This window comes from Propionimicrobium sp. PCR01-08-3, assembly GCF_030286045.1.
In the GTDB taxonomy this organism is placed as follows: Bacteria; Actinomycetota; Actinomycetes; order Propionibacteriales; family Propionibacteriaceae; genus Brooklawnia.
Genome location: NZ_CP127390.1, coordinates 153,900 through 175,594, shown reverse-complemented (window position 1 = coordinate 175,594; position 21,695 = coordinate 153,900). Strand labels below are relative to the sequence as shown.

Below are 21,695 nucleotides of genomic sequence, written 5' to 3'. Positions count from 1 at the left end.
GGTCTTACCTTTGCTGTTCCAGCTGTGCTTGTTTGGTCTTGAGGATGCGGCGCAGTTCGATCTTCCGGTTGAACTGTTTCTCGGTGCGGAGCTTTCGCTCCAGTGTCTTGATCTCGCGTTCGAGCTTGCCGACGTTCTTCAGTCTGTCAGCGACCTCTGACATTCCTTCGCCTGGACGGATGTCGACGTCGGTGAGCGGCTCTAGCAAGGCCGCGTAGAGGGCCGACAGGGTGATCGCGGTGGGCAGTAGCTGACGCTCGGTGTCGGCAGGCTGCCAGCCTGTGGTCAAGTACTGGCTGATCTTCGGCGCACCAGCACCGAGCTGCTTATGTGCCGCCACCATGCGGACCTGTTTCCCATCTACGGCTTCGCGGGTGACTTCAAAAATGATCGGAGTAGGGATCGCCTTGTCGATCGCCGCAAGCACTGGCTCCGACACATCGATGCCTTTTGCTTCGACCCGGAAGACCTGGATCTCGGGGACCTCGTCGCTGTCAGGCAGGTTGATCGTTGCTTCGGCGAGCTTGTACTCCCAGGTCACGCGAGCGACCTCCGAGACGAACTTCTCTCGCAGAGCAGCGCTGACGGTGGCGTGTTCGTAGAACTTCTCTTTGGGAATTCGCTTCCCGAAGTGAGCGGCCGTCGGCCACTGGTAGAGCAGGTCAGTCACCAACGCTCACCCGTTTCGCGGGGTTGACGACGGCGATAAATGCGGTTAGCTCGAAGTCGTCCAGCCCGGCGATGGTCTGCGTCAGGGCGGTGGTGTGGCCGGGGGTGAACAGGCTATCGATGTCGCGTTCTTCGCTGACGTCGATCATCGAGTGGATCGCGTCCGTGAGTAGCTGGGAATACTTGCTCATATCGGCACCGTCCCGAGTCACGGCGTTGAAGGTGCGCACGGCCGCGGGAACCGGCTGGCTGAACGGTCGGCATCCAGTACGCAGAAGATCTAGCAGATGCTTGGCCTCCGTGTGATCGGCGACAAGCTCACCATCCTGGTCGAGATAGACGAGGTAGTGCGGGTGGAGTCGGTTGCCGCGGTTCATGTGCTCGTCCGCGTTGACGTTGCGCAACGCGAAGATCACCCCAGGGACGAGTCCCTTGGCGGGATCGGCAGGGACGACGGCATGCAGGCCCTTCGGAACTGTGGCGAGGTCGCCGTACTGCTTGATGTAGCCGAGGAGGTCCATGCGGAAGTCGTTGAGTCCGAGGTCGGTGATGGAGACACCGGTGCGGACGTCTTCCAGCTCAATGACTTCGTCTTGGAGCTTGCGGAGCTGTTCCTTACGGAAGGCCGTGTCCGGGTCTTCTTGGGTGAGGACGTTGTCGTCGGCAGTGCCCGCGATGTCGGCGATGACCATCCGGTTCTCGACGCGTTCCTTGAGGTTGATGTATTCGTCCAGGGAGATGTCGGGCCAGAAGTTCACCAGCTGAATGACCTGGTTGGTGGACCCGATGCGGTCGATGCGTCCGAACCGCTGGATGATACGCACCGGGTTCCAGTGGATGTCGTAGTTGATCAGGTAGTCGCAGTCCTGGAGGTTCTGTCCCTCGCTGATGACGTCGGTGCCGATCAACACGTCCAGCTCGCGGGTCTCTCCGGGCATGGTCAGCTCACGCTGCTTGGAGCGCGGGGAGAACAGGGACATGATCTGCTGGAAGTCGTAGCCCTTCCCCAGCGTGGTGTGCGCACGGTTGCCGCCGGTGATGACCGCGGTCTCCAACCCCGCGGTGGCGAGCGCAGGTGCGAGGTTCTTGTAGAGGTAGTCGGTAGTGTCCGCGAAGGCGGAGAACACCAGCACCTTGCGGTTGCCGGGGTTGATTGGATGCTGCTCTTTGGAGCGGATGATGTCCTTGAGCTTGCGGAGCTTCAAGTCGTGGTCGGGGGTGACCTTGTTCATCTCGTCGAGGAGTTCACGCAGGGTCTCGCGATCGTTCCACAGGTCGCGTTGCCAGGACTCGATGTCGAGGTCATCTAGGTCGATGCGGATCTTGTCTCCGAAGGAGAGTGCCTCGATGTTGGCGTCGTCCTCGTCGTCAATATCAAAGTCGTGCCCCGCCATGTCCGGGACAAGGTCGGCAAGGTTTCCAGCGTGGTTGCTGATCCGGGACAAGGTCTGTGTGACAGAGCCTTGGACCTTACCCAGCGTCAGGCGGAACGCCTCAACCGAGCTCTCCAGACGCTTGAGGAGGTTGACGGTCATCAGCTGCTTGAGGCCTTGCTCGCGGCCCGCCTGCCCCAGATTCGACCGGGCGTTCCCGGCGGTGACGTCGTACAGGTCCTCGTACTTGCTGCGACGGGACTTAAACACGTAGGCCAACGGGGTGTAGACGGCCAAGGTGAGGGCCTGAAGCTGTTCGAAGATGTCATTGAATCCGGGCACGTCTGGGAGATCGGTGAGCGGTTCACGCACGGAGATGGGCGTGAGGCGTTCTGGGAAGGCACCGATCTCGGTGGTGTCGTAGAAGGCCTGGATGTGCTTGCGCGACCGGGCGATCGTCACCGAGTCCAGAAGTTCGAAGAAGTCGAAGTCCAGCATCTTCAATATCTGGTCCGTCGTGCGCTGCTCGGCGTCGAGCTTGGACCATTCGTTGAAGACCCGCTGTGCGTCGGAGAACACTTTCTCCACGCTGGTGGAAATGTTCAGGTGCTTGGAGAGATTCTCCGACTCGCCCTCGTAAGCGAGCTGGAGCTGGTTCTTCAGGTCGTTGAACCGGTTGTTCACCGGGGTAGCCGACAGCATGAGTACCTTCGTCTTCACACCCTCCTTGATGACCTGGCGCATGAGGCGCTGGTAGCGAGACTCTTTCTCTTCCGCGTAGTCGGCATTGCGGAAGTTATGAGACTCGTCAATCACCACCAGATCGAAATTGCCCCAATTAAGCCGAGACAAATCCAGGCCAAGGGACTGACCTTTCGTCCTCGATAAATCCGTATGAGCCAAGACCTTGTAATTGAAACGATCTTCACGAAAAAGATTTGTAGTGTAGGGCGAGTTGTAGTTCGTCCAGTTCTCCGCGAGCTTTTTCGGGCAAAGTACCAGTACGGACTTGTTGCGCAGCTCGTAGTACTTGATGACGGCCAGCGCGGTGAAGGTCTTCCCCAGACCGACGGAGTCCGCGAGGATGCAGCCGTTGTAGGTTTCCAGCTTGTTGATGATGCCGGTCGCTGCATCGTGCTGGAAGTTATACAGCCTTTTCCAGACCTTGGTCTCCTGGTAGCCAGTGCGATCGTTCGGGAGCACGTCTTCATTGACGTCATCGAGGAAATCGGCGAACAGGTTGTACAGGATCAAGAAATAGATGCGCTCCGGGGAGTTCTCCGTATACACGGTGGCGATGTGATCGCACACTGCCTGGGTGACGTCGTCGAGTTGGTCGGGATCATTCCAGATCTGGTCAAATAGCACGAGAAACGACTGGGTCTCAGTTGAGCCTTCAAATTTGGTGACGACGTTGGAGACGGCAGGACCCTTCTCATACCCCAAGTCTGTGGTCGTGAAACCCTGAATCGGGAAATATGCGGCCCGGTCGTCCACTCCAGCCAGTGCCTGCATCGGGTTGCCTGTCGCGTTGGAGCGGAAGGTGACTTTGCGGCGCACCCAGTCCGCACACTCCCGGGCGATGGCCTTCTGGGTGAGCTTGTTACGCAGCCGAATCTCGAACTCTGACCCAGCGATCGCCGACTCAGCGTGCCCGGCAGGGATGAAGAACTGACGACGCTCCTTGCGAACCTTGTCAGTCACATCCTCGGTCACAAACGATGGAGACGTGAAGATGAACTCCAGTTCGCTGACCTTCTCCAGCTCCTTCTTCAATGATTCGAAAGCGAAGATCGAGAACGCGGAGGCTGCGATCCGGACCTTGGAGCCGGGGGTGAGTACGGCCTTGAGGTCGTCACCCAAAAGGTCGGTGACGTTGTTGATGATACGCAAGCTACTAGTCACCTTTGCTTTGTTTGGGTGCCGAGCGCCGAAAGCATCCCGGCTAGCCAGCCACGAAGTCCTGCTACTTCGCACTCTAGCGAACAGCCAACTCGTCGAGGAGAGATGTCCGCGCTTGTGAACATGCCGCCAAGAACCCACTTAACTACGTAAGAGGTGCCGGAGACATCATTCGCCGGCGGCCACGGCCTAATCACGCTGACACGCTTTCTGCTTAAACGGCCCGATGAACAGGACCAACCGCCATGATCTTATCGGCGAAGCCCGTCCTGCGCAGGCAGCAGCGTACAACCCAATACCTCGTCCAGGATTGGGCCGTATTCAATAGCTCAGCTCGTCGAGAATTTCTCGGATCTCAGTTAGCGTTCACGGATCCGCAACGGCCCTCCGTTACATGCAACCAGCCCCTCGGCAGTCTGAACCAGTCCAGAGTTCATGAGATGACTCGCTGGCCCATAGCACACGGCATCGGACGGGTCGGGGCTCAACTCGGTTGGAATCCCCGACTTCATTACACTGAGGATCGAGTTCGCACACCACCCGGGCTTCGGACCTGCGCTGAGGAATACGCGACAGACTTGGAGGGCACCTGCTCATGACGGACATGCCAACTTGGGAGGAATTCATGCTCCCCACCTTGTGCGTGATGAGCGATGGTGTCATACGTCATTGGCGAGAGTTCCAGCCTCTCGTCGCTGACAAAGCAAATCTCACTGAGGAGCAAAAGACCGAAATGCTCCCGTCGGGCAGTCAGCTCAAGTACGAGAATCGCATCGGTTGGGGTGTGTCGTATCTCACGAATGTCGGTGCTCTCCTGCGTCCAAAACGGGGGCACTACCAGATCACTGATGCCGGTAGACAGCTCGTGCAATTGTTCCCGAACGGCGTGAAGGTACGCGATATCGAAATACTGGGCGCGGATCCCGAGTCGCCAATCCGGGTCTACGAGTCCTCCGGCCCTCGTACGAAGCATGCTGAGACAACAGCTGACGCAGACGCCACCTCAATGACGCCAATCGAACAAGTTCAAAGCGGCATCGCACGTATTCAGCAAGAAATAGCAGCTGAGTTACTTGAAAGACTTCAAGGCAAGGAACCCGGCTTCTTTGAGCAGGCGGTAGTACAGCTCCTACTTGCGATGGGTTACGGCGGCACGACTGGTACCGGAACCACCACGCAGCTAAGCAATGACGGAGGCATTGATGGAGTTATCGACCAAGATGTCTTGGGGCTCAGCCGCGTCTATATCCAGGCGAAGCGGTACGCAGATGGCAACGTCGTCGGTCGTCCTGATCTTCAGGCTTTCGTCGGTGCTCTGAGCGGCAAGGCCGATAGCGGAGTTTTCATCACAACTAGCCGATTCTCGGACGGCGCGAAGTTCTACGCTCAGACCGTTCCGACTCGGATCGTTCTCATTGACGGAAAATTACTGACTCGCCTCATGATTCGCTACGGCGTAGGTGTGCAGGTTCGCGAGACGTTTGAAGCCGTGGAGATTGACGAAGATTTCTTCGCCTGATGCCGAGGCGAGGACAATGAATCTCACCTAGCCAACCCACCGTGACTCTCGACATAACTACGCCATGCCTACCATGCGTGGTCAATCCCTTGCACGTTGTCGATCCCCAGTCTCGCATCACTCGCGGGGTCAGTTATGAGACTGTGAACCTCCGCTCGCTCGAATAGCTCGGTATTCAACGCGAAGGCCGGACGTACTCCTGCTGCAGCTCGGTGACGGACGCAATGTATTCGTAATCGTGGTCTGCGCTCAGCACAGTCGCATCGTTGGCGATCGCGTATCCGGCGATGAGAATGTCTACCGGCCCTGCCGCGCGTACAAGACCCGCGTGCCACAGTGCAGACTGAATTCCGAGCACCAGCGACTCGGTCGGCGCGTTCTCCAGAGGGAACCCGAGCGTGATCAGTTCCTTGTAACGTTCGTGCTCCTCGGGCGTCCGCGCACTGTGGCAAAACTCGAGCACTTGTGGCGGGCAGGTGACGAAAAGATCGGACGGCGTCCGCTCGATTCGTCGTAGTCTCGCACTGATTCGCTCATCTCCTGAGGCCAGTCGGGCCCATACCGAGGTATCGACCAGGTAGTCGGTCATGGCAGTTGACTAGGAGTGACCGTAGGCGCACCAAGCTCGGCTTCGAGATCCGTCAGTTCAGCGATTCCATCGACCATCGCGCCTTTCTGTTTGGACGCAATAAGCCGACGCAAGGCCATGTCGATGACTCCACGATTCGACTTTTCTCCGGTCAGCTCCCGAGCTCGCTCAATCAACTGCGGGTCAATATCAACACTCGTTACCGCCATGCATCCTCCTTAGTTATATAACCAATTATATAAGTGGAACCGCCGAACCTAGGACGATGTTCGGACACATTCGATAGCCGGACAGGCGATACAGCCGAAAGCCGCTGGCCCAGCACGATGGTGCCGCGTAGCCTTCATGGAAGGCCTTTGCAGGTGATTGCGAGGACGCGCATGACTACGCCGATTGATGTGGACTATCCCTTCGCCGGAGACTGGCTCGTCCAAAACAGTCCGGCTGACCGCATCCCGAGCCACGGAACTGAGCTGTTCGCTTCGTCCTATGCGATTGATTTCGTGCCCGTGGTCGGTGGACGCTCCGCACCGTTCACGGTTCGTTCGCTCTTTCGCCCCGAAGAAGCTGAACGCTTCCCCGGCTTCGGACGATCGGTCCTGGCGCCCGCCAACGCCATCGTCCTCGCCACTCACGATCACGAGCCGGACCACGCGGCCTATCTCGGGATCCCATCAATCGGCTACGCACTCACCCAGCGGAGCCGCATTGCCCAGGGCTGGCAGGCCCTCGCAGGTAACCATGTCATCCTTCAATCGGGCTCCAGCTACATCGCCCTGTGCCACCTGCAGCGAGCCTCGATCCTGGTTCGCCCCGGCCAGCACATGCGTAGCGGCGACCAAATCGGACGATGCGGCAATTCCGGCAACAGCACCGAACCCCACCTACATGTGCAGGCATTCGACAATCCGAACGTCGAACTCGCGCACCCCGTCGCCCTGACCTTCAACGGATCAATTCCCCACAACGGGGAGATCGTCCACAGTCAACTGCACGAGTGATCGGCAGCCTGACAACGTGGTTACAACAGCACATGAGTTCACGCACCCGCCTTAGCCACCCGGTCTGCCGCGACTCATGATGCTGCAAGGTCCTGAATTTTGAAGCTGCCGCCACAAACGCGACGTGACATCTGTCACCTATCCCCTATGAGGACCCCACACAACCCCGTGATCCGTGGCACTGACCACTCGGCGAGACCGCCGAAAGACTTGAGTCATGACCACGACACAGCATCGTCCCGATTCCCGGAAACCCACAACTGAGGACGCGATCGTCGTCCGCGGATTGCGCCGCAGCTATAGCCAGTCCCGCACGTCACTGATGCCGGGCCGCAAGGCACCCGAACCATTCGAGGCGGTCAAAGGGATCGACCTGACCGTGCGCCACGGCGAAGTGTTCGCGCTGCTCGGCACCAACGGCGCGGGCAAAACCTCCACCGTCGAACTGATCGAGGGCCTGGGCGCACCCACCGCAGGCACCATCGAGGTGCTCGGCCACGATCCGATCCGCGACCGCAACGTGATTCGTCCGCGTACCGGTGTCGTCCTGCAGAACTCCGGATTTCCTCCGGCTCTCACCGCCCGCGAGATCGCCAAGATGTGGCACGGCACGCTCTCGCGTCCGCTACCCATCGACGACATCCTCGCCGCCGTCGATCTCGCCGACCGCACCGATGTGGAATCGTCCAAGCTCTCCGGAGGCGAACGCCGGCGACTCGACATCGCGCTGGCGATCATGGGCCAGCCCGACGTTCTGATTCTCGACGAGCCGACCACCGGCCTCGACCCCGAATCGCGCCGCAACGTCTGGACTCTCATCGAATCGCTCGTCGGCCTGGGCACCTCCGTGCTGCTGACCACCCACTACCTCGAAGAGGCCGAACGCCTCGCCGACCGGATCGCCATCATGCACCGCGGCCTCATCGCCCGCGACGGTACCCTCGCCGAGATCGTCGCCGACGCACCCGCACACATCAGCTTCGCTCGACCCGAATCGCTCTCACTGACCGATCTCACACTGCCCGGCGCAACCATCAACGCGGACGACATCGTCCGCATCGAAACCCACACGTTGCAAGACAGCCTGCGCCTGGTACTCGACTGGGCCGGCCCCACCGAACTCGTCGGCCTGGACGCCCGCTCGGCCTCGCTGGAGCAGGTCTTCCTGGCCATCGCCGACAGACGATGAGGCCGATCTGACCGTCCACATGTACCGGGAAGAACCGGCCACCAGAACCATTCCGGTACAGATGCATATTTCTATCGCTACTCCGCAAACAAAACGATCCAGACAATCAAAGGAGCCGAACACAGCCTATGCCGGAAGCCATCAAAGCTCCGAGCACTCACGCAAACCCCGGCCCGAAATCCACGAAAGGCAGCAACCATCATGACCACCTTCACCGCGAATCCGACAACCGACCGGACGCGCAGCACCCGCGCCCGCCGATTCAGCTCCCTCGTCCGCGCCGAAACCACCATCTTGTTGCGCAACCGGACCGCCGTCTTCACCGCGGTCGCGCTGCCCTTCGTGATGGCGTTCGCCTTTTCCACCATCACCCTCGAGGGCATCAGCCTCGGCGCCATGCTCACCATGATGCTGACCTGCACCTCACTGCTCTTCGTCATCTACTTCACGCTGGTCACCTCACTGGTCGCCCGGCGCGAACAGCACACACTCAAGCGCCTTTATGCCGGTGAACCCACTCCGCTCGAAATCCTGCTGGCGCCGGCCGTGCCGCTGTGGGCCCTGTTGGTCGTGCAATCCGGCATCGGCGCGATCGGCGCCGCCCTGCTGGGCACGCCACTCGTCCATCCGCTGGCATTGGTGCTCGCCATCATCGGCGGCGCGACCGCGTGGACGGCGCTCGCCATCATCAGCGCCGTCTGGACGCGCACCGTCGAGTCCGCGCAGCTGACCACCCTGCCGCTGATGTTCATCTCGCTGCTGTTCTCCGGATTCTCGATCCCACTGGAAGTGCTCCCCAATTTCCTGCAGACGGTCGCCCATTGGCTGCCGATGACCCCGGTGATCGACCTGATCACACTCGCCTACACCGGCACCGGCATCAACGGCCGGGCGGTGACCGGCTTCGCCGATCTGGGCCTGGCCATGACTCAAATGCTGCTCCCGTTGCTGGCCTGGACGCTCATCTCGACCTGGCTGGGCGTGCGCAACTTCCGCTGGGATACCCGCGCCTAGGCTGAAGCCTCAAGGAGGAACCATGAGCACCACCGAGCAGGGCGTCCGGCGCGCCGAAGGCTACCTGTACAGCTCGCTGCACCAGGGATTCCCGATTCTGCCGGCCTTGGTGCTGCTGGTCGGGTTGGACGGCATATCGAGGCCCATAAGTTGGCTGATCGGTTGGGGCGTGCTCGTCGCGGCGTCCGGGTGGACGGCGCTCACCGTCTTACACACCAGGCTGCGCGATCTCGCGTTGCTGCCGCCCAGCGGCTGGGATCGCTGGTTCCGCTCCGAACACAAGACGGCGTTCCTGGTCGCCTGGATCGTCCTCAGCCTCGCCGCCACCGGCACCGCCGCCCTTTTCGCGCCATCGAGTCCGCTCCTTCTTGGCGCAGTGGACGGGACCTTGGGCGGCATCCTCGCCACACCCGCTCTGGTCGTCCGCGTCGCCGGCGTCGACAGCTTCCCAGCTCGCAAACTCCGCACCGGTATCGCCATCGCCTTCGGCATCGCGCTATCGCTCATCGCGGTCTGGACGATACCTCCCGCCGACATCGAGACCTTGCAGATCCGCTTCGGCACGACCTTCTGGTCCTCCCTCATGTCCGTATTCATCGTGGGCTTCGCGTCGATGTTCATCAACGTGATCGCCACCACCCGGGCGCTCGAACAAGCCCGCGTCGACGAGGCCAGGCTCGCCGTCGCCGAAGAACGCGTCCGTTTCGCCCGTGACCTGCACGACGTCTTCGGACGCACGCTCTCCGCGGTCGCGCTCAAGTCCGAGCTCGCGGCCGCCCTTGCCGAACGCGGACGGCCCGAGGCCGCCACTACCATGCGCGAGGTGCAGGCCATCGCCACCGATGCTCTGACTGAGGTCCGCGAAGTGGTGCGCGGCTACCGTGAGGCCGACCTGGCTACCGAGATCTCCGGGGCTAAGGCCCTTCTTGAGGCGGCCGGAATCCAGGTGAGCACCATCCACGAAGGATCAGCAGCGCTGCCCGCTCCGGTGGCGCGTGCCTTCGCCTGGACGGTCCGCGAGGCAGCGACCAATGTCTTGCGGCATGCGGACGCCAGCATCGTCCGGGTCTTCGTCCGGGCGGACGAGCAGCTGGCTCAGCTGACTATCATCAACGACCACCCGCATCCGGCCGGTAACGCCGCAGGTTCGGGGCTCTCCGGTCTTTCCGAACGGCTCGCCGAGGTGGGTGGCACGCTGGCCTGGGACCAGCAGGCGGACGCCTTCACACTGACCGCCACCGTGGAAGGCGCCGCATTGCGCAGCCTGCGGCAGGCCCTGGACGAGGAGTCCGCATGATCCGCATCATCATCGCCGCGGACGAGAACCTGACTGCCGAAATCTCAATCCTCGATGAGCGGGACGAACACGAAGAGGCCGTGCTCGGTGATCGTGGTGTCCGAACCCGTCCGCACGACTCGAAGCATGACGCCGTTGACCGGGATGACCATGACGCCGCCGTCGGCGAGTTGATCAACCAGCACGTCGGGCAGCCGCCGAGCACCAGCGGAAACGAGGATCCGATCGAACGGACCGTCGCCGGGCAGCCCGAGGATTCCCTGCTGGGCGAGACGGATCTCGGCCGAGTCGTTCGCGTACTTCGCGAGGGCGGCACGCGCCGACTCGACCAGGTTCGGCTGCCGTTCCACCCCGATCACCCGGCCACCGGTACCGACGAGCGTCGCCAGAAGCGCTGTCGTCCAACCCGAACCGGAACCGACATCGAGGACGAGCTGCCCGGGCTGCGGATCAAGCAACATCAGCATGATGGCCACCGTGCTGGGCTGCGAGTTCGTCTGCCCGTCGCCGACCGGGATGGGGGCGTCTATCGAGGCTTGGCTGCGGGCATCGGCAGGCAGAAAGTCCTCCCTCCGGACCTGCTTCATCGCACGGGTGACCGCGCCCTTGATGTCTCCCATGGCCCGAACTTACCCCGAGTATCCGCCGTCCGGACGCAGCAGCAGGATTCCAGCACGCTGACCGCTACCGTGGAAGGCGCCGCATTGCGCAGCCTGCGGCAGGCCATGGACGAGGAGTCCGCATGATCCGCATCATCATCGCCGAGGACGAGAATCTGATCCGCGAGGCGCTCGTCTCGCTGCTCGGGTTCGAGGACGACCTCGAGGTGGTCGGCCAAGCGGCCTCCGGCGATGAGGCGCTGGCGGCCGCGCTGCATCACCGTCCTGATGTGGCGGTGCTCGACCTGCAGATGCCCGGACGCTCCGGCATCAATGTGGCGACCGAACTCGCGACCGAGCTGCCCGACTGTGCGTCCATCATCGTCACCAGCCACGGCCTGCCCGGGCACCTCAAGCAGGCCCTCGCCCACGGCGTCAGGGGTTTCGTCCCGAAGACCATCACCGGAGCAGCGCTCGCAGAGGTGATCCGCACCGTGCACCAAGGCGGCAGGTATGTCGATCCTCAACTTGCCGCGGACGCCATCGCCGCGGGCGACTCTCCACTCACTCCGCGCGAAGCCGACGTGTTGCTCGCCGCAGACGGCGGCGCGCCCATCGAAGACATCGCAACCAGAGTCAGCCTCTCCCCCGGCACCGTACGTAACTATCTCAGCTCCGCGATGACCAAGCTCGGTGCCTCCAACCGCCACGAAGCAGCCGAGATCGCCCGCTCCCGCGGCTGGATCTAGCAGGTCTGTTCTAAGGTGGGTGACAAGAACGATGGAGGTCTGCAATGGAGCCCGATTTCTTGAAGCTCAAACTGACAAGCCCTGACTTTGATCCCGAAGGACGTATCCCCGACGAGTTCACTCAGTTCGGCAAAAACCTCGCGCCGCGGCTTCACGTCAGCGGTCTGCCGAGCGACGCGGTGGAGTTGGTGCTCATCGTCCACGACCCTGATGCGCCGAGCCCACATGGCTTCACTCACTGGACGCTATACGGACTGCCCGCCACCAACGGGCCGATTGATGCCAGCTTGGGGCGTCCGGGCCCCAACGATGCGAACAGCCTCGGATACGTCGGCCCCAAACCACCGGCCGGGCATGGAGACCACCACTATTTCTTCTTCATCTACGCGCTATCCCAGCCCACCACGGGGGAACCTTCCCGACATGACTTCCTTGAGCAGTATTCGGACGCGGTGCTTGTGACCAGTCGACTCGTCGGACTCTATTCCCGGTAGTTGATCTTCGGCCTGCGGCACATCCCTGATTCTGCCGAGCAGATCCATCGCTCAGGCCCGCGAACAGTACGAATTGCAGCGACTGAGAGAGTTTGGTTCGACGTTCACTGATCCGATTCAGTACTCAGCAGCACCGAGGTCGGCTAGGCATCCTAAAGCAGCTCTGACCACTGACCACGAGGAGCTTTGATGACAGACGACAACGTGCTTCCGTTCCCCGGAGCCAGAGGCCCGTCAGGCTCTGGACCATTGGAAGGCGGCCTACAGCCCGATCCTACGGACATGCTGGCATTCCTGGCCTCGCTGGCCCCAGATGCTTCCAGCTTCGATCAATTCAGGTCGCCGGCACCGAAGCTATTACGCAAGCGCTCCACTAGAGTGGCATACGTCGTCCGGCTCGGCCTCGACGATGTGAGGCCTCCGGTCTGGCGGCGGCTGCGGCTCGCCAGCGACATCACCTTGCCCCGACTACACGAAGTAATCCAGGCCGTCATGGGATGGTACGACTGTCATCTGCATCACTTCGTCATGGGTCCCGACAATCGTGATCTGCGCAAGCAGCCATTCCTCGGGCTTTACGACATCGAAGAAGGCGAGCAGGGAATTGCAGAAACGGCTGTCCGCCTTGACCAGGTACTCTCAAAACCCGGCCAGCGCCTCTTCTACGAATACGACTTCGGCGACAGCTGGTGGCACACCATCAAACTCGAGAAGGTCGAGCCGTGGGACGACGACTATCCCGACGCATTCTGTCTGACCGGCAAGCGAGCCTGCCCACCCGAGGACGTCGGTGGCGTATGGGGCTACATGGAAGTTCTTGATTGGTTTGCCGGACGTATCGAAGGCTACGACCCCGAGGAGGTTCAGCAGAAACTGGACTGGCTTCCGCCCAACTTTGATCCGGACGCCTTCTCAGCAGATGAGACCAACGATGTACTCGCGGACGGCCCATCGTCCATGTTCGGCGATCTGAGCAAACTTCATCCGATGGTGACCGACCTGTTGAACAAGACCGCTGCCCCACCACCGTTAGACCTCACAGGCATTATCGCCGCTGTCATGGACGGCATGGGTGACGAAGGTGCCCGCATGACACCGGCCGATATCACCGAGGCCGTGCGAGGTTACCAATTGCTGATCCAGCTCGTCGGCGAGGGTCTGGCCCTCACTCAGGCGGGCTATCTGCCGCCGCGGATCGTCCAACAGCTCTACACGGAGCTCAAGCTCGACAGTCAATGGATCGGGAAAGGCAATCGAGAGGATCAGACCCTTCCGGTCCTGGAACTGCGGGAATCCGCGACGGAGCTGGGCTTGATACGCAAGAGCCGTGGACGACTCACCGTCACCGCCAACGGACGCAAAACCGCCGATCATCCAATGGAGCTGCTGCGCTTCATCTCATCTCGGCTGCCTCTCGGCAAGCCGTATGAGAAGGACGCAGGGGTGCTTGCCCTGCTGTTCATGGCTGCCGGTGACGAATTGCATCCCTCCGATAATCGGGCAGCGGAACTGATGGAGTGGCTCGGCTGGGTGGTTCACAGCGGACTGACGGCCGTTGATGTCATGGAGTGGAGCCGGCCGACCCGCGATGTGCTGTATGCCCTCGGTGCGCGGCTGGCACCGAAAAGCCACAAGCAGGCGATCGCCCAGGAGTTGCTCCGTGCCGAAGAGTAACCATGTTGGCCGCCACGTCGACGACGTCTGGAACTCACCCGCACGATAGCCGCAACGGCTGCCCAGCGCACCGCTTGATCAGGCAACTGACAAGTTGCCCGAGCAGCGCTTCATCGGCGCGTCCAACCTCCTCAACCGGCCAGTAGCTTCAGGACCTTCTTGTCGGTGACCTTGCCTTGCACCACGACGCCCTTCTCGAAGAGCTCGGTGACCAGCGGATTGATGTACGAGTCGCGGGCCACCGCAGGCGTGTTGTGCAGATACTCCGCTGTCGCCCGCACCGAGCTGGTTACTGCACCGGGCGCGGTCTCACCGGCCTCGGCGGCACGAGCCAGCTGGCCGGCCATCACAACCGTGCCCTGCCAGGTGCGGAAGTCCTTCGCCGTGAAGTGTCCGCCCGCGATCTCTCCAAGATAGGCGTTGATATCGGACGCCGAGATGCCGTGCCAGCTGCGCCGGCGTCCCCGCCGCTGCGACCAGCAAAGAGCGGGACCACCGGGCGGCGTCTTGGGACGAGTCTCGAAGAAGTGGGCAAGCTGCGCGTCCCTGGCATGCACATCCCAATCGCCCCCGGACTTGCCGCGGAAGGTCAAGCGGACGGTGGCGTCCAGCACCATTACATGGCGTCGCCGCAGCGTGCTCGCCCCGAATGAGCCGTTTTCCTCGGCATACTGTTCGCCGCCCACCCGCAAGGCCATCGAGTCGATCATTCGGATCGCAGCCGCCAGGGCCTGCGTCCGCTCGTCAGAACTGTTCAGGTCGCGGGTGACTCGTCCACGAACTTTCGGCAGCACTCCGGCGAACGCCAACGACCGCGCGTACTTCTCCTCGTCTTGCTGCTCGCGCCAGGCCGGATGGTAGATGTATTGCGTCCGGCCGGCATTGTCCGATCCAACCGCTTGAATATGCGCGTCGGCCTCTCCCGAGACCCAGACATCGTGCCAACCGGGCGGAATCACCAGTTCCTTGATTCGTGCGAGTTCGGCCGGATCGCTGAGCCGGACGCCGTCGGCGCTCCAATAGGTAAAGCCCCTACCCGTACGGCGTCGCCAGTATCCACCAACGCGAGGCTCAACGTGGCGGACGCTCATACGCAGCTCCCCCTCGGGGGCCGGCGGAAGGCGTACTTCGGATTCAATTGCTCGCCCACTTCTGCATCATCTCGGCCTCCTCAGCTGCCTCACCCTCGAAGGCACTTGGGGAAAGTGTTCAGCATCAGGTCTCTCGAATGCCACACGACTCTAGAACGGCCGGCCCACGCCGGCTTCACCCTTGCGGGTAAAAATGGCACGCCGACCGTAACGACGATCACCAGGCAGAAGCTTTTCCCTTGCCAGACCTCCTTCAATCGTGCGTCTGCACCCGAGATTGGCCGAGGATGTTCCCGCCGCGAGGATGCGCACCAAACACAAGAACGGTCGGCTGCCCGGACTCAACAGCATCAGGAGCCGTACACGACCGCGTAACTCCCTACGCTTTACTCATGACCATCGCGCGAGGACGACCCGGCAGGCCGCGAGTCGGCTTTGCGCGCTGGCGCGCAGACGCGGCCAGCGGAGGAAACAAGTATGACGGCGAGCTGGCCTCGGGATTGCAGAAGCTCGGAGTCGATCTGCGTGAGTATCCGGTGATCGGATCATGGCCGCTCCCCACTCAGCAGGACAGGCGACGCTTCGACGCGCTGCTGGACGCGGAAGAGCATTGGTTGATCGGTAATATCCTGGGCTCCGCCGCCCCTGAAGCACTGAGGTCGGCAGCCACAGCGGGCAAGCACATCACTCTGCTGCTGCACTACTTCCCGGCCGACGACCCCGCCCTGCCCATTGACGACCGGGCAGGGCTCGCTGTAAGCGAGGCAAAGGCTGTGCAAGCGGCGAGCGCGATCGTCGTGACCAGCGCGTGGGCGGCCCGGGAGGTTTTCGAGCGTTATGCACGGGGCGATGCCGTGATCGCGACTCCCGGCGTGACACCGGCGCCGCTCGCCGCAGGGTCGGCTCGGCTCGGCGAACCGCCGATGCTGCTCTGGTTAGGCAGAATCAGCCAGACCAAGGATCCGCTGACGTTTATCGAAGCACTCATCCGGGTGCGCGGTCTCGACTGGACGGCACAGCTGGTCGGTCCGGGCTCCGTCGGCAACGACCTCAGCGCGCAGTTGCGCGCCTGTATAGCTCGGGCTCATCTCGACGACCGGGTCGAGTTGACGGGCGAACGACGTGGGAACGCGCTGGACGCGATCTGGCAGCGCACCGACCTACTCGTCCACACTTCGAGGGCTGAGACCTACGGCATGGTGGTTGCCGAGGCGCTCTCCCGAGGCATCCCCTCCATCATCTCGTCCGGCACCGGCGCCGAAGAGGCGCAGCGGGCCGGCGCCACGTTTACGTCGGGCGACGCCGACGCGTTGGCTCTGGCACTGCGGTGCTGGCTGACCCGGCCCGCACTGCGGGAACGCTGGCGGGCCGAAGCCGCCAGATCCCGGAACGCGCAAACCGGTTGGGACGAAACCGCCCGCCGGGTGCTGGCTGCGCTCGAAGACTAAGCCGCCCTCCCGAAGCTCACCACCGCGTCTGTTCGGGGGCGACCACGGCGAGCACCCGTTGCTCGACCAGCTCGATCAACGCGTAGGCCACCAGCGCGATCACGGTGACGACTACGACGGTTGCCCACAGCGAGGCGTAGCGGCTGGTCGCCGCATCCACCGCCATCATGTTGCCCAGGCCAGTGCCCGTGGCCAACCATTCCGCGACGGTCGCAGCCAGCAGCGAGGTGGGAGCAGCGATCCGAGCGGAGGCGAAGAAGGACGGCATCATGGCGGGCAGTCGTCCCAGCAGCAGCATTCGCGGTGCGGGCGTGGCGTAGGTAGCGAAAACATCGGCCACCTGGCCGGGCAACCGACCAAGCCCATAAAGGCAGGAGACCAGCGTGGGGAAGAAGGTCATGATTGCGACCACCACGGCGGTGCCCACCGGGCCGCGGCCGAGGGCTGCCACCAGCAACGGCGCGATCGCGATGATCGGCACGCATCGCAAAGCCACCGCGACCGGTGTCAAGGCTTGCCGGATTCGGATCGACAACGAGAAGACGGCTGCCATCACCACGCCGGCCAGTAGCCCGGCGAAGTATCCGGGTATAGCGACGGCCGCGGTCTGGCCGCTCGCGGCGATGATCTCCCGTCGGTGGTCTGCCGCGGCAGGCGAGGTGATCAGCCATTCCCAGACGTCCCATGGACGTTTCGCGAAGTAAGGATCGAGTCCCAGCAGCTCGAACAACCCTGCCCAGGCTGCGAGCACGACGGCACCGGTCAGCAGCACGCCGGCACAGCCGCGCAGCCAGCGGTGCCACCGCGGAGACTGCGCATCGAACGCCCCCGGTGAGAGCAGCACCGCCGGCTGCTCGCCGGTCAGGCGCTGAGCAAGCCAAGCAACTATCTGGTAGCCGATCAGTGAGACGACTGTGCTGAGCAACATCAGCGCCCACAAGCCATCCGTGTCCAGACTGCGCAGTGCGAGAATTGACAGGACCCCCAGCCCTCGCTCGGCACCGGTGAACTCCCCCACCAACGCACCCAAGAAGGCGGCCGGCACCGACGCCTGCAGCCCCGCCATTAGGTAGGGCACGGCTGCCCGGGCGCGAACAGTGATCAGGGTCATCCAGCGTCCTCGTCCGTACGAGGCGGTCAGTTCAAGCCATGAGCGGGGCAGCGCGCGAAGCCCGACCAGCAGCGGGACAAGCGACAAATAGTAGACGGCGAGGGCTGCCAAGGTGACCTGCGGCCCATCGCCGAATCCGAACAGCAGCCGCAGCAAAGGGCCCAGAGCGACCAACGGCAGGCAATAGACGATCAGCGCGAGCCGCAGCACCAACCGTTCCAGTCCGGGCAACAGGACGACCACCAAGGCCAGCACCACGGCAGCGAGATTGCCGATCACGTAGCCCATGAACGCTTCCGAGGTGGTGAACCACAGCCCGCGCAAATAGGTCTCGGCGTTGTCGACGAGCTTGAGGACGATGCCCGACGGCACTCCGATGAGGTGACGGCCTTGGAGGAGAGTACGGCCGACCAGTTCCCACAAGGCGAGCACTAAGAGCCAACTCGCTGTTGTTCGAGCCAGCGAACCCAGCCGGGAGTCCGCCTGACGGTGCACGTCTTCAATCGGACGCGTAGCAGGCGCGGGGGTCACCGTCATCTGCTAGCCTCCCGCGGTGAGTTCGTCCACACCGAGGAGCGCACCGATCTGGTCTACCAGCTGAGTGAATCGCGCGTCGTGCAGCTGCCTCATCTGACGGGGACGCTCGAGGTCGACCGGCAGATCGGCGATCACCGTTCCGGGTCGCGCCGACATCACGAGCACCCTGTCGGCGAGCAGCACGGCTTCCGATATCGAGTGTGTGACCAAGATGGTGGTCGTGGCGGTTCCCGACCACAACGGCGGTAGCTCGATGTTCAGCCGTTTGCGGGTGAGTTCGTCCACGGCACCGAACGGCTCGTCGAGCAGTAGCAGCCTTGGCCGGGTGATCAGGCAGCGCGCTATCGCGGCCCGCTGCCGCATGCCGCCGGATAGTTGAGCCGGACGGGCATTCTCGAATCCCTTGAGCCCGACCGTCTCCAGCAGGCCGGCGATCCGCTCGTGGTCGACCGGCTGCCGGGCCAGTCGCTGAGCGAGCGCGACGTTGGAGGCAGCCGTCCGCCACGGCAGCAAGGACGCGTCCTGGAAGGCGATCGCCAATTCGCCACGCCGCCGCACCGCAAGCGGCTCATCGCCACCGATACTCACCGATCCGCCCGTATCGGGTTGCTCGAGTCCGGCGATGATCCGCAACAGCGTCGATTTTCCGCAACCCGATGGGCCGACCAACGCGGTCACCGAACCAGCTTCGAGAGTCAGGTCGAGTGGTTCGAGCACCGGCAGCGGCCCATCGGCACCGGGAAAGTGTTTGGCGAGCGAGGTGCAGATGACAGGTGGCGCTGTGGTCGGATGGTCAATGGCGAGGCTCACGCTGTCGGGCCGTCCCGGTATACCTCGTCGAGGATCGATCGATCCCACAGTTGCTCATCGCTGCCCTCGATACCGAGCAGCTCGAACAGCTTCAGATTCTCCTCGATCTGCTCATCGGTGAACCAGCCGAATCCGTGCTGGTCGGTGAGCTCGGAGAACATGATGTCGAGTTGGACGTCGGCCTGCTCTTGCTGGGTCTCCAGATCGAGCCCGGCGTCCGGATTCATCCTGATGGTCAGCTCCGCGGCGGCCCCGGGATCTTCGCGGTACTGCTGCCATCCCCGTGCGTCCCCACGGATGAGCCGAAGAATCTGATCTCTCTCAACGTCGTCGGCCAGGCTTGAGCGCCGCACGGTATACGTCTGGCTCATCGGGTTATAGCCGAAGTCGGCGAGCAACATCGAATAGCCAGCAATGCCTTGGACGGCCAGCGCGACCGGCAGATCGTTATAGAAACAGAAGATACCGTCGACCTGCCCGGCGGTGAGAATAGCCGGATCGTACTGACTCGGCACGAACTGCACTTGATCCTGCTCGAGACCATTGGTCGCCAAGAACGCCGTCAATCCCGGCGTGTCCGTGCCGGCAACTCCGATCTGCTTGCCGATCAAGTCCTGAGGGTGTTCCAGCGGCGCTTCGGCCAACGAGAGAATGGTTGCCGGGCTCTTTTGGTATTGCGCCCCGATGATGACCAAGTCGGCCCCCTCGGCGTTGGAGCGGGCGACGCCATCGCTCGACGAGATGTTGAGCAGCGCGGCGCCGCTGACCGTGTTGGCGTCACCGGCCACGTTCGGGCCACCAGCGGCAAGCTTGACGTTCAGCCCTTCGAACAGCCCCTGGTCTTGTGCGACATAGGTGCCGCCGAACTGCACGGAATGCGTCCAGGACAGCTGGTACGTGACATTGGACGACCCGCCCGATGCTGCCGGTTGGCGATCACAGGCCGCCAGGAAACTGGCCATGGCCAAGGTGCTAAGCCCACCGAAAGTGCGGCGCGTCATTTTGGTTGGAGTCATCGCATCTTCCTGGAAGAGGGCGGCCGCCGAACTACCTGCTGACCTGGTGAATGAGCTTATCGCCTCAAGTACGCCCAAACCGGAAAGCCCAGGCCTGATCTCAGTTGCCCGGCCACTCCCCGGTGAGCCGCTGGAAGAGCCTCGCCCCGCCACGGTTCACAAGCGCCTGGACCGTGGCATAGATCGCACCCTGCAGAGCGGCCGCGATCAGTACTTCTCGCAGACCGAACTCGGACTCCAGGGGATCCGGAGTGTCCTGGCTGCTCGACGGCGATGCCCTCTTCCACAGCTTCTTGAAGATGACACCGGCAACAGCGCCGCTGACCACGCTTCCGATCAGGCCAAGCGGCCGGTAAAGGATCTTCGCCGGCTTGCTGCCCGTCTGCTTCTTTGCCATTCCGGTCTCCTAACCTGCTCCGAGCTCCGAGGGATTCGCGGGTTCTTTAGGCGTGCAACGACAGATCCCTCACCTGCCACAAAACTCTAGGGATGGCCGGCCAGCCGTGGCTCCACCCCTGTGGGTGAAAGCCGCGCCCTCCGCTGCGATGGCTCGATTGGACGATCGCGATCACCTCGGGGCCAGTGCGGCCTGGTCCGTCAGGCAGTCTTCTCCTTCTTGGACGCCTCCTTCTTGCGTCCGCCGGACGGGCTCTTCTTGGCCGATGCGCTCTTCTTGCCTGTCTCGCTCGAATCGTCTCCGCTCGCGGATGCGCTCTTCTCGGTGTTCTTCTTTGAAGCACCATTCTCGCCGCGGCGCTTCTCGACCGAACGCTTGAGCGCGGCCATCAGGTCGATGACCTCGCCGCCCTCTTCTTCGCCCTCGCCCTGCTGCTCGGTCTCGCCGAAGGTCTCCTCGGTGCTGACCGTGTCACCCTTCTTGATCTTCTCGTCGATCAGAATCCGCAGCTCACGCTGGTAGTCGTCCTCATAGTCCTCGGGTGTGAAATCGGACGAGAATTCGTCCACCAGCGACTTGGCCATTTTGAGTTCTGCACTGGAGATCTTCGCCTCCTGATGGATGGACGGGAAATCCGGCTCGCGGACCTCGTCCGCCCACAACAGCGACTGAAGCACCAGCGCCGCGTCCCGCACACGCAGGGCGCCGAGCCTGGTCTTCTGCCGCATCGCGAACTTCACGATCGCCGTCCGATCGGTGTTCTGCAATGTAGTACGAAGCAGGATGTAGGCCTTGGCCGACTTCGAATCGGGCTCAAGATAGTACGAACGCTCGAACATCATCGGCTCGACCTGCTCGGTCGGCACGAACTCGACGACCTCAATCTCCCGCGATGCCTCGGCCGGCAGCGACTTGAGGTCTTTGTCGGTCAGGATGACCGTGTTCTCGCCATCGTCATAGGCCTTGTCGATCTCTTCGTAGGGCACGACCTGCCCGCAGATCTCGCACTTGCGCTGGTAACGAATGCGTCCACCGTCTTTGGCATGCACCTGATGCAACGGCACGTCGTGGTCCTCGGTCGCCGAATACGCCTTCACAGGCACGTTCACGAGCCCGAAACTGATCGTCCCCGTCCAAATAGCCCTCATATAACAAGTGAACCACAGTGTGCCCAGGCTTAATCTTGAACGAAGCGCGCGATCTGCACCCGAGGCGG

The 21,695-nt window shown here is 62.4% G+C and carries 20 protein-coding genes; 9 read left to right on the top strand and 11 right to left on the bottom strand.

Annotated features, from left to right (window positions below; translation table 11 throughout):
- Positions 1-4: 4 nt before the first annotated feature.
- Both QQ658_RS00855 and QQ658_RS00850 read right to left on the bottom strand, forming a co-directional pair.
- Positions 5-670 (bottom strand): DUF4391 domain-containing protein, encoded by a 666-nt coding sequence (locus tag QQ658_RS00855; RefSeq protein WP_286025804.1) that lies wholly within the window; start codon positions 668-670, stop codon positions 5-7.
- Positions 663-3,935 carry a helicase-related protein gene (locus tag QQ658_RS00850; RefSeq protein WP_286025803.1) on the bottom strand — a complete coding sequence of 1,091 codons (3,273 nt, stop codon included), beginning with the start codon at positions 3,933-3,935 and terminating at the stop codon, positions 663-665. The genes QQ658_RS00855 and QQ658_RS00850 overlap by 8 nt, the downstream gene beginning before the upstream one ends.
- 604 nt (positions 3,936-4,539) lie before the next feature.
- Here QQ658_RS00850 and QQ658_RS00845 point away from each other — a divergent pair.
- On the top strand, positions 4,540-5,463 hold the full coding sequence (locus tag QQ658_RS00845; RefSeq protein WP_286025802.1) for a restriction endonuclease: 924 nt from the start codon (positions 4,540-4,542) through the stop codon (positions 5,461-5,463).
- A gap of 175 nt (positions 5,464-5,638) precedes the next feature.
- On the opposite strand, the gene QQ658_RS00840 is transcribed toward QQ658_RS00845, so the two are convergent.
- Entirely contained in the window at positions 5,639-6,052 is a 414-nt protein-coding gene (locus tag QQ658_RS00840) for a PIN domain-containing protein (RefSeq protein ID WP_286025801.1), read from the bottom strand.
- Positions 6,049-6,261 carry a type II toxin-antitoxin system VapB family antitoxin gene (locus QQ658_RS00835; protein WP_286025800.1) on the bottom strand — a complete coding sequence of 71 codons (213 nt, stop codon included), beginning with the start codon at positions 6,259-6,261 and terminating at the stop codon, positions 6,049-6,051. Before QQ658_RS00835 ends, QQ658_RS00840 begins: the two co-directional genes overlap by 4 nt.
- Before the next feature lie 171 nt (positions 6,262-6,432).
- Between QQ658_RS00835 and QQ658_RS00830 the strand changes: the two genes are divergently transcribed.
- The 4 genes from QQ658_RS00830 to QQ658_RS00815 all read left to right on the top strand — a co-directional run bounded on the left by QQ658_RS00830 (position 6,433) and on the right by QQ658_RS00815 (position 10,553).
- Positions 6,433-7,053: a M23 family metallopeptidase gene (locus QQ658_RS00830; RefSeq protein ID WP_286025799.1), complete on the top strand. Its 621-nt coding sequence runs from the start codon at positions 6,433-6,435 to the stop codon at positions 7,051-7,053.
- Between the two features lie 217 nt (positions 7,054-7,270).
- Positions 7,271-8,242, top strand: a complete 972-nt coding sequence (locus QQ658_RS00825; protein ID WP_286025798.1) for an ABC transporter ATP-binding protein — start codon at positions 7,271-7,273, stop codon at positions 8,240-8,242.
- 201 nt (positions 8,243-8,443) lie between these two features.
- Positions 8,444-9,256: an ABC transporter permease gene (locus QQ658_RS00820; RefSeq protein ID WP_286025797.1), complete on the top strand. Its 813-nt coding sequence runs from the start codon at positions 8,444-8,446 to the stop codon at positions 9,254-9,256.
- Between the two features lie 22 nt (positions 9,257-9,278).
- Positions 9,279-10,553, top strand: coding sequence for a sensor histidine kinase (locus tag QQ658_RS00815; RefSeq protein ID WP_286025796.1), 1,275 nt, complete (start codon positions 9,279-9,281; stop codon positions 10,551-10,553).
- A 44-nt stretch (positions 10,554-10,597) separates the two neighbouring features.
- Here QQ658_RS00815 and QQ658_RS00810 read toward each other — a convergent pair whose 3' ends face one another.
- On the bottom strand, positions 10,598-11,173 hold the full coding sequence (locus QQ658_RS00810; RefSeq protein WP_286025795.1) for a protein-L-isoaspartate O-methyltransferase family protein: 576 nt from the start codon (positions 11,171-11,173) through the stop codon (positions 10,598-10,600).
- A 122-nt stretch (positions 11,174-11,295) separates the two neighbouring features.
- Between QQ658_RS00810 and QQ658_RS00805 the strand changes: the two genes are divergently transcribed.
- From QQ658_RS00805 to QQ658_RS00795, 3 genes are all read left to right on the top strand, one after another.
- Complete coding sequence (locus QQ658_RS00805; RefSeq protein ID WP_286025794.1) at positions 11,296-11,901, top strand: response regulator transcription factor; 606 nt, start codon at positions 11,296-11,298, stop codon at positions 11,899-11,901.
- 44 nt (positions 11,902-11,945) lie between these two features.
- On the top strand, positions 11,946-12,395 hold the full coding sequence (locus tag QQ658_RS00800; protein ID WP_286025793.1) for a YbhB/YbcL family Raf kinase inhibitor-like protein: 450 nt from the start codon (positions 11,946-11,948) through the stop codon (positions 12,393-12,395).
- Positions 12,396-12,584: 189 nt separating this feature from the next.
- The gene (locus QQ658_RS00795; RefSeq protein WP_286025792.1) at positions 12,585-14,069 is read left to right on the top strand and encodes a plasmid pRiA4b ORF-3 family protein; all 1,485 of its coding nucleotides are present in this window, start codon (positions 12,585-12,587) and stop codon (positions 14,067-14,069) included.
- A gap of 131 nt (positions 14,070-14,200) precedes the next feature.
- Here QQ658_RS00795 and QQ658_RS00790 read toward each other — a convergent pair whose 3' ends face one another.
- Positions 14,201-15,160, bottom strand: a complete 960-nt coding sequence (locus tag QQ658_RS00790; RefSeq protein ID WP_286025791.1) for a DNA topoisomerase IB — start codon at positions 15,158-15,160, stop codon at positions 14,201-14,203.
- A 392-nt stretch (positions 15,161-15,552) separates the two neighbouring features.
- Here QQ658_RS00790 and QQ658_RS00785 point away from each other — a divergent pair, with 392 nt between their 5' ends.
- Complete coding sequence (locus tag QQ658_RS00785; protein ID WP_286025790.1) at positions 15,553-16,608, top strand: glycosyltransferase family 4 protein; 1,056 nt, start codon at positions 15,553-15,555, stop codon at positions 16,606-16,608.
- A 16-nt stretch (positions 16,609-16,624) separates the two neighbouring features.
- Here the strand turns inward: QQ658_RS00785 and QQ658_RS00780 are convergent, their stop codons facing one another.
- From QQ658_RS00780 to ku, 5 genes are all read right to left on the bottom strand, one after another.
- A complete protein-coding gene (locus QQ658_RS00780) occupies positions 16,625-18,256 on the bottom strand; it encodes an ABC transporter permease (protein ID WP_286025789.1) in 1,632 nt (543 codons plus the stop codon).
- Positions 18,257-18,259: 3 nt separating this feature from the next.
- Positions 18,260-19,066 carry an ABC transporter ATP-binding protein gene (locus QQ658_RS00775; RefSeq protein ID WP_286025788.1) on the bottom strand — a complete coding sequence of 269 codons (807 nt, stop codon included), beginning with the start codon at positions 19,064-19,066 and terminating at the stop codon, positions 18,260-18,262.
- Positions 19,063-20,082: an ABC transporter substrate-binding protein gene (locus QQ658_RS00770; RefSeq protein ID WP_286025787.1), complete on the bottom strand. Its 1,020-nt coding sequence runs from the start codon at positions 20,080-20,082 to the stop codon at positions 19,063-19,065. Before QQ658_RS00770 ends, QQ658_RS00775 begins: the two co-directional genes overlap by 4 nt.
- 100 nt (positions 20,083-20,182) lie before the next feature.
- Positions 20,183-20,479 carry a DUF4235 domain-containing protein gene (locus tag QQ658_RS00765; RefSeq protein WP_286025786.1) on the bottom strand — a complete coding sequence of 99 codons (297 nt, stop codon included), beginning with the start codon at positions 20,477-20,479 and terminating at the stop codon, positions 20,183-20,185.
- A 200-nt stretch (positions 20,480-20,679) separates the two neighbouring features.
- Positions 20,680-21,627 carry a non-homologous end joining protein Ku gene (gene ku / locus QQ658_RS00760; protein WP_286025785.1) on the bottom strand — a complete coding sequence of 316 codons (948 nt, stop codon included), beginning with the start codon at positions 21,625-21,627 and terminating at the stop codon, positions 20,680-20,682.
- Between the last annotated feature and the right edge of the window lie 68 nt (positions 21,628-21,695).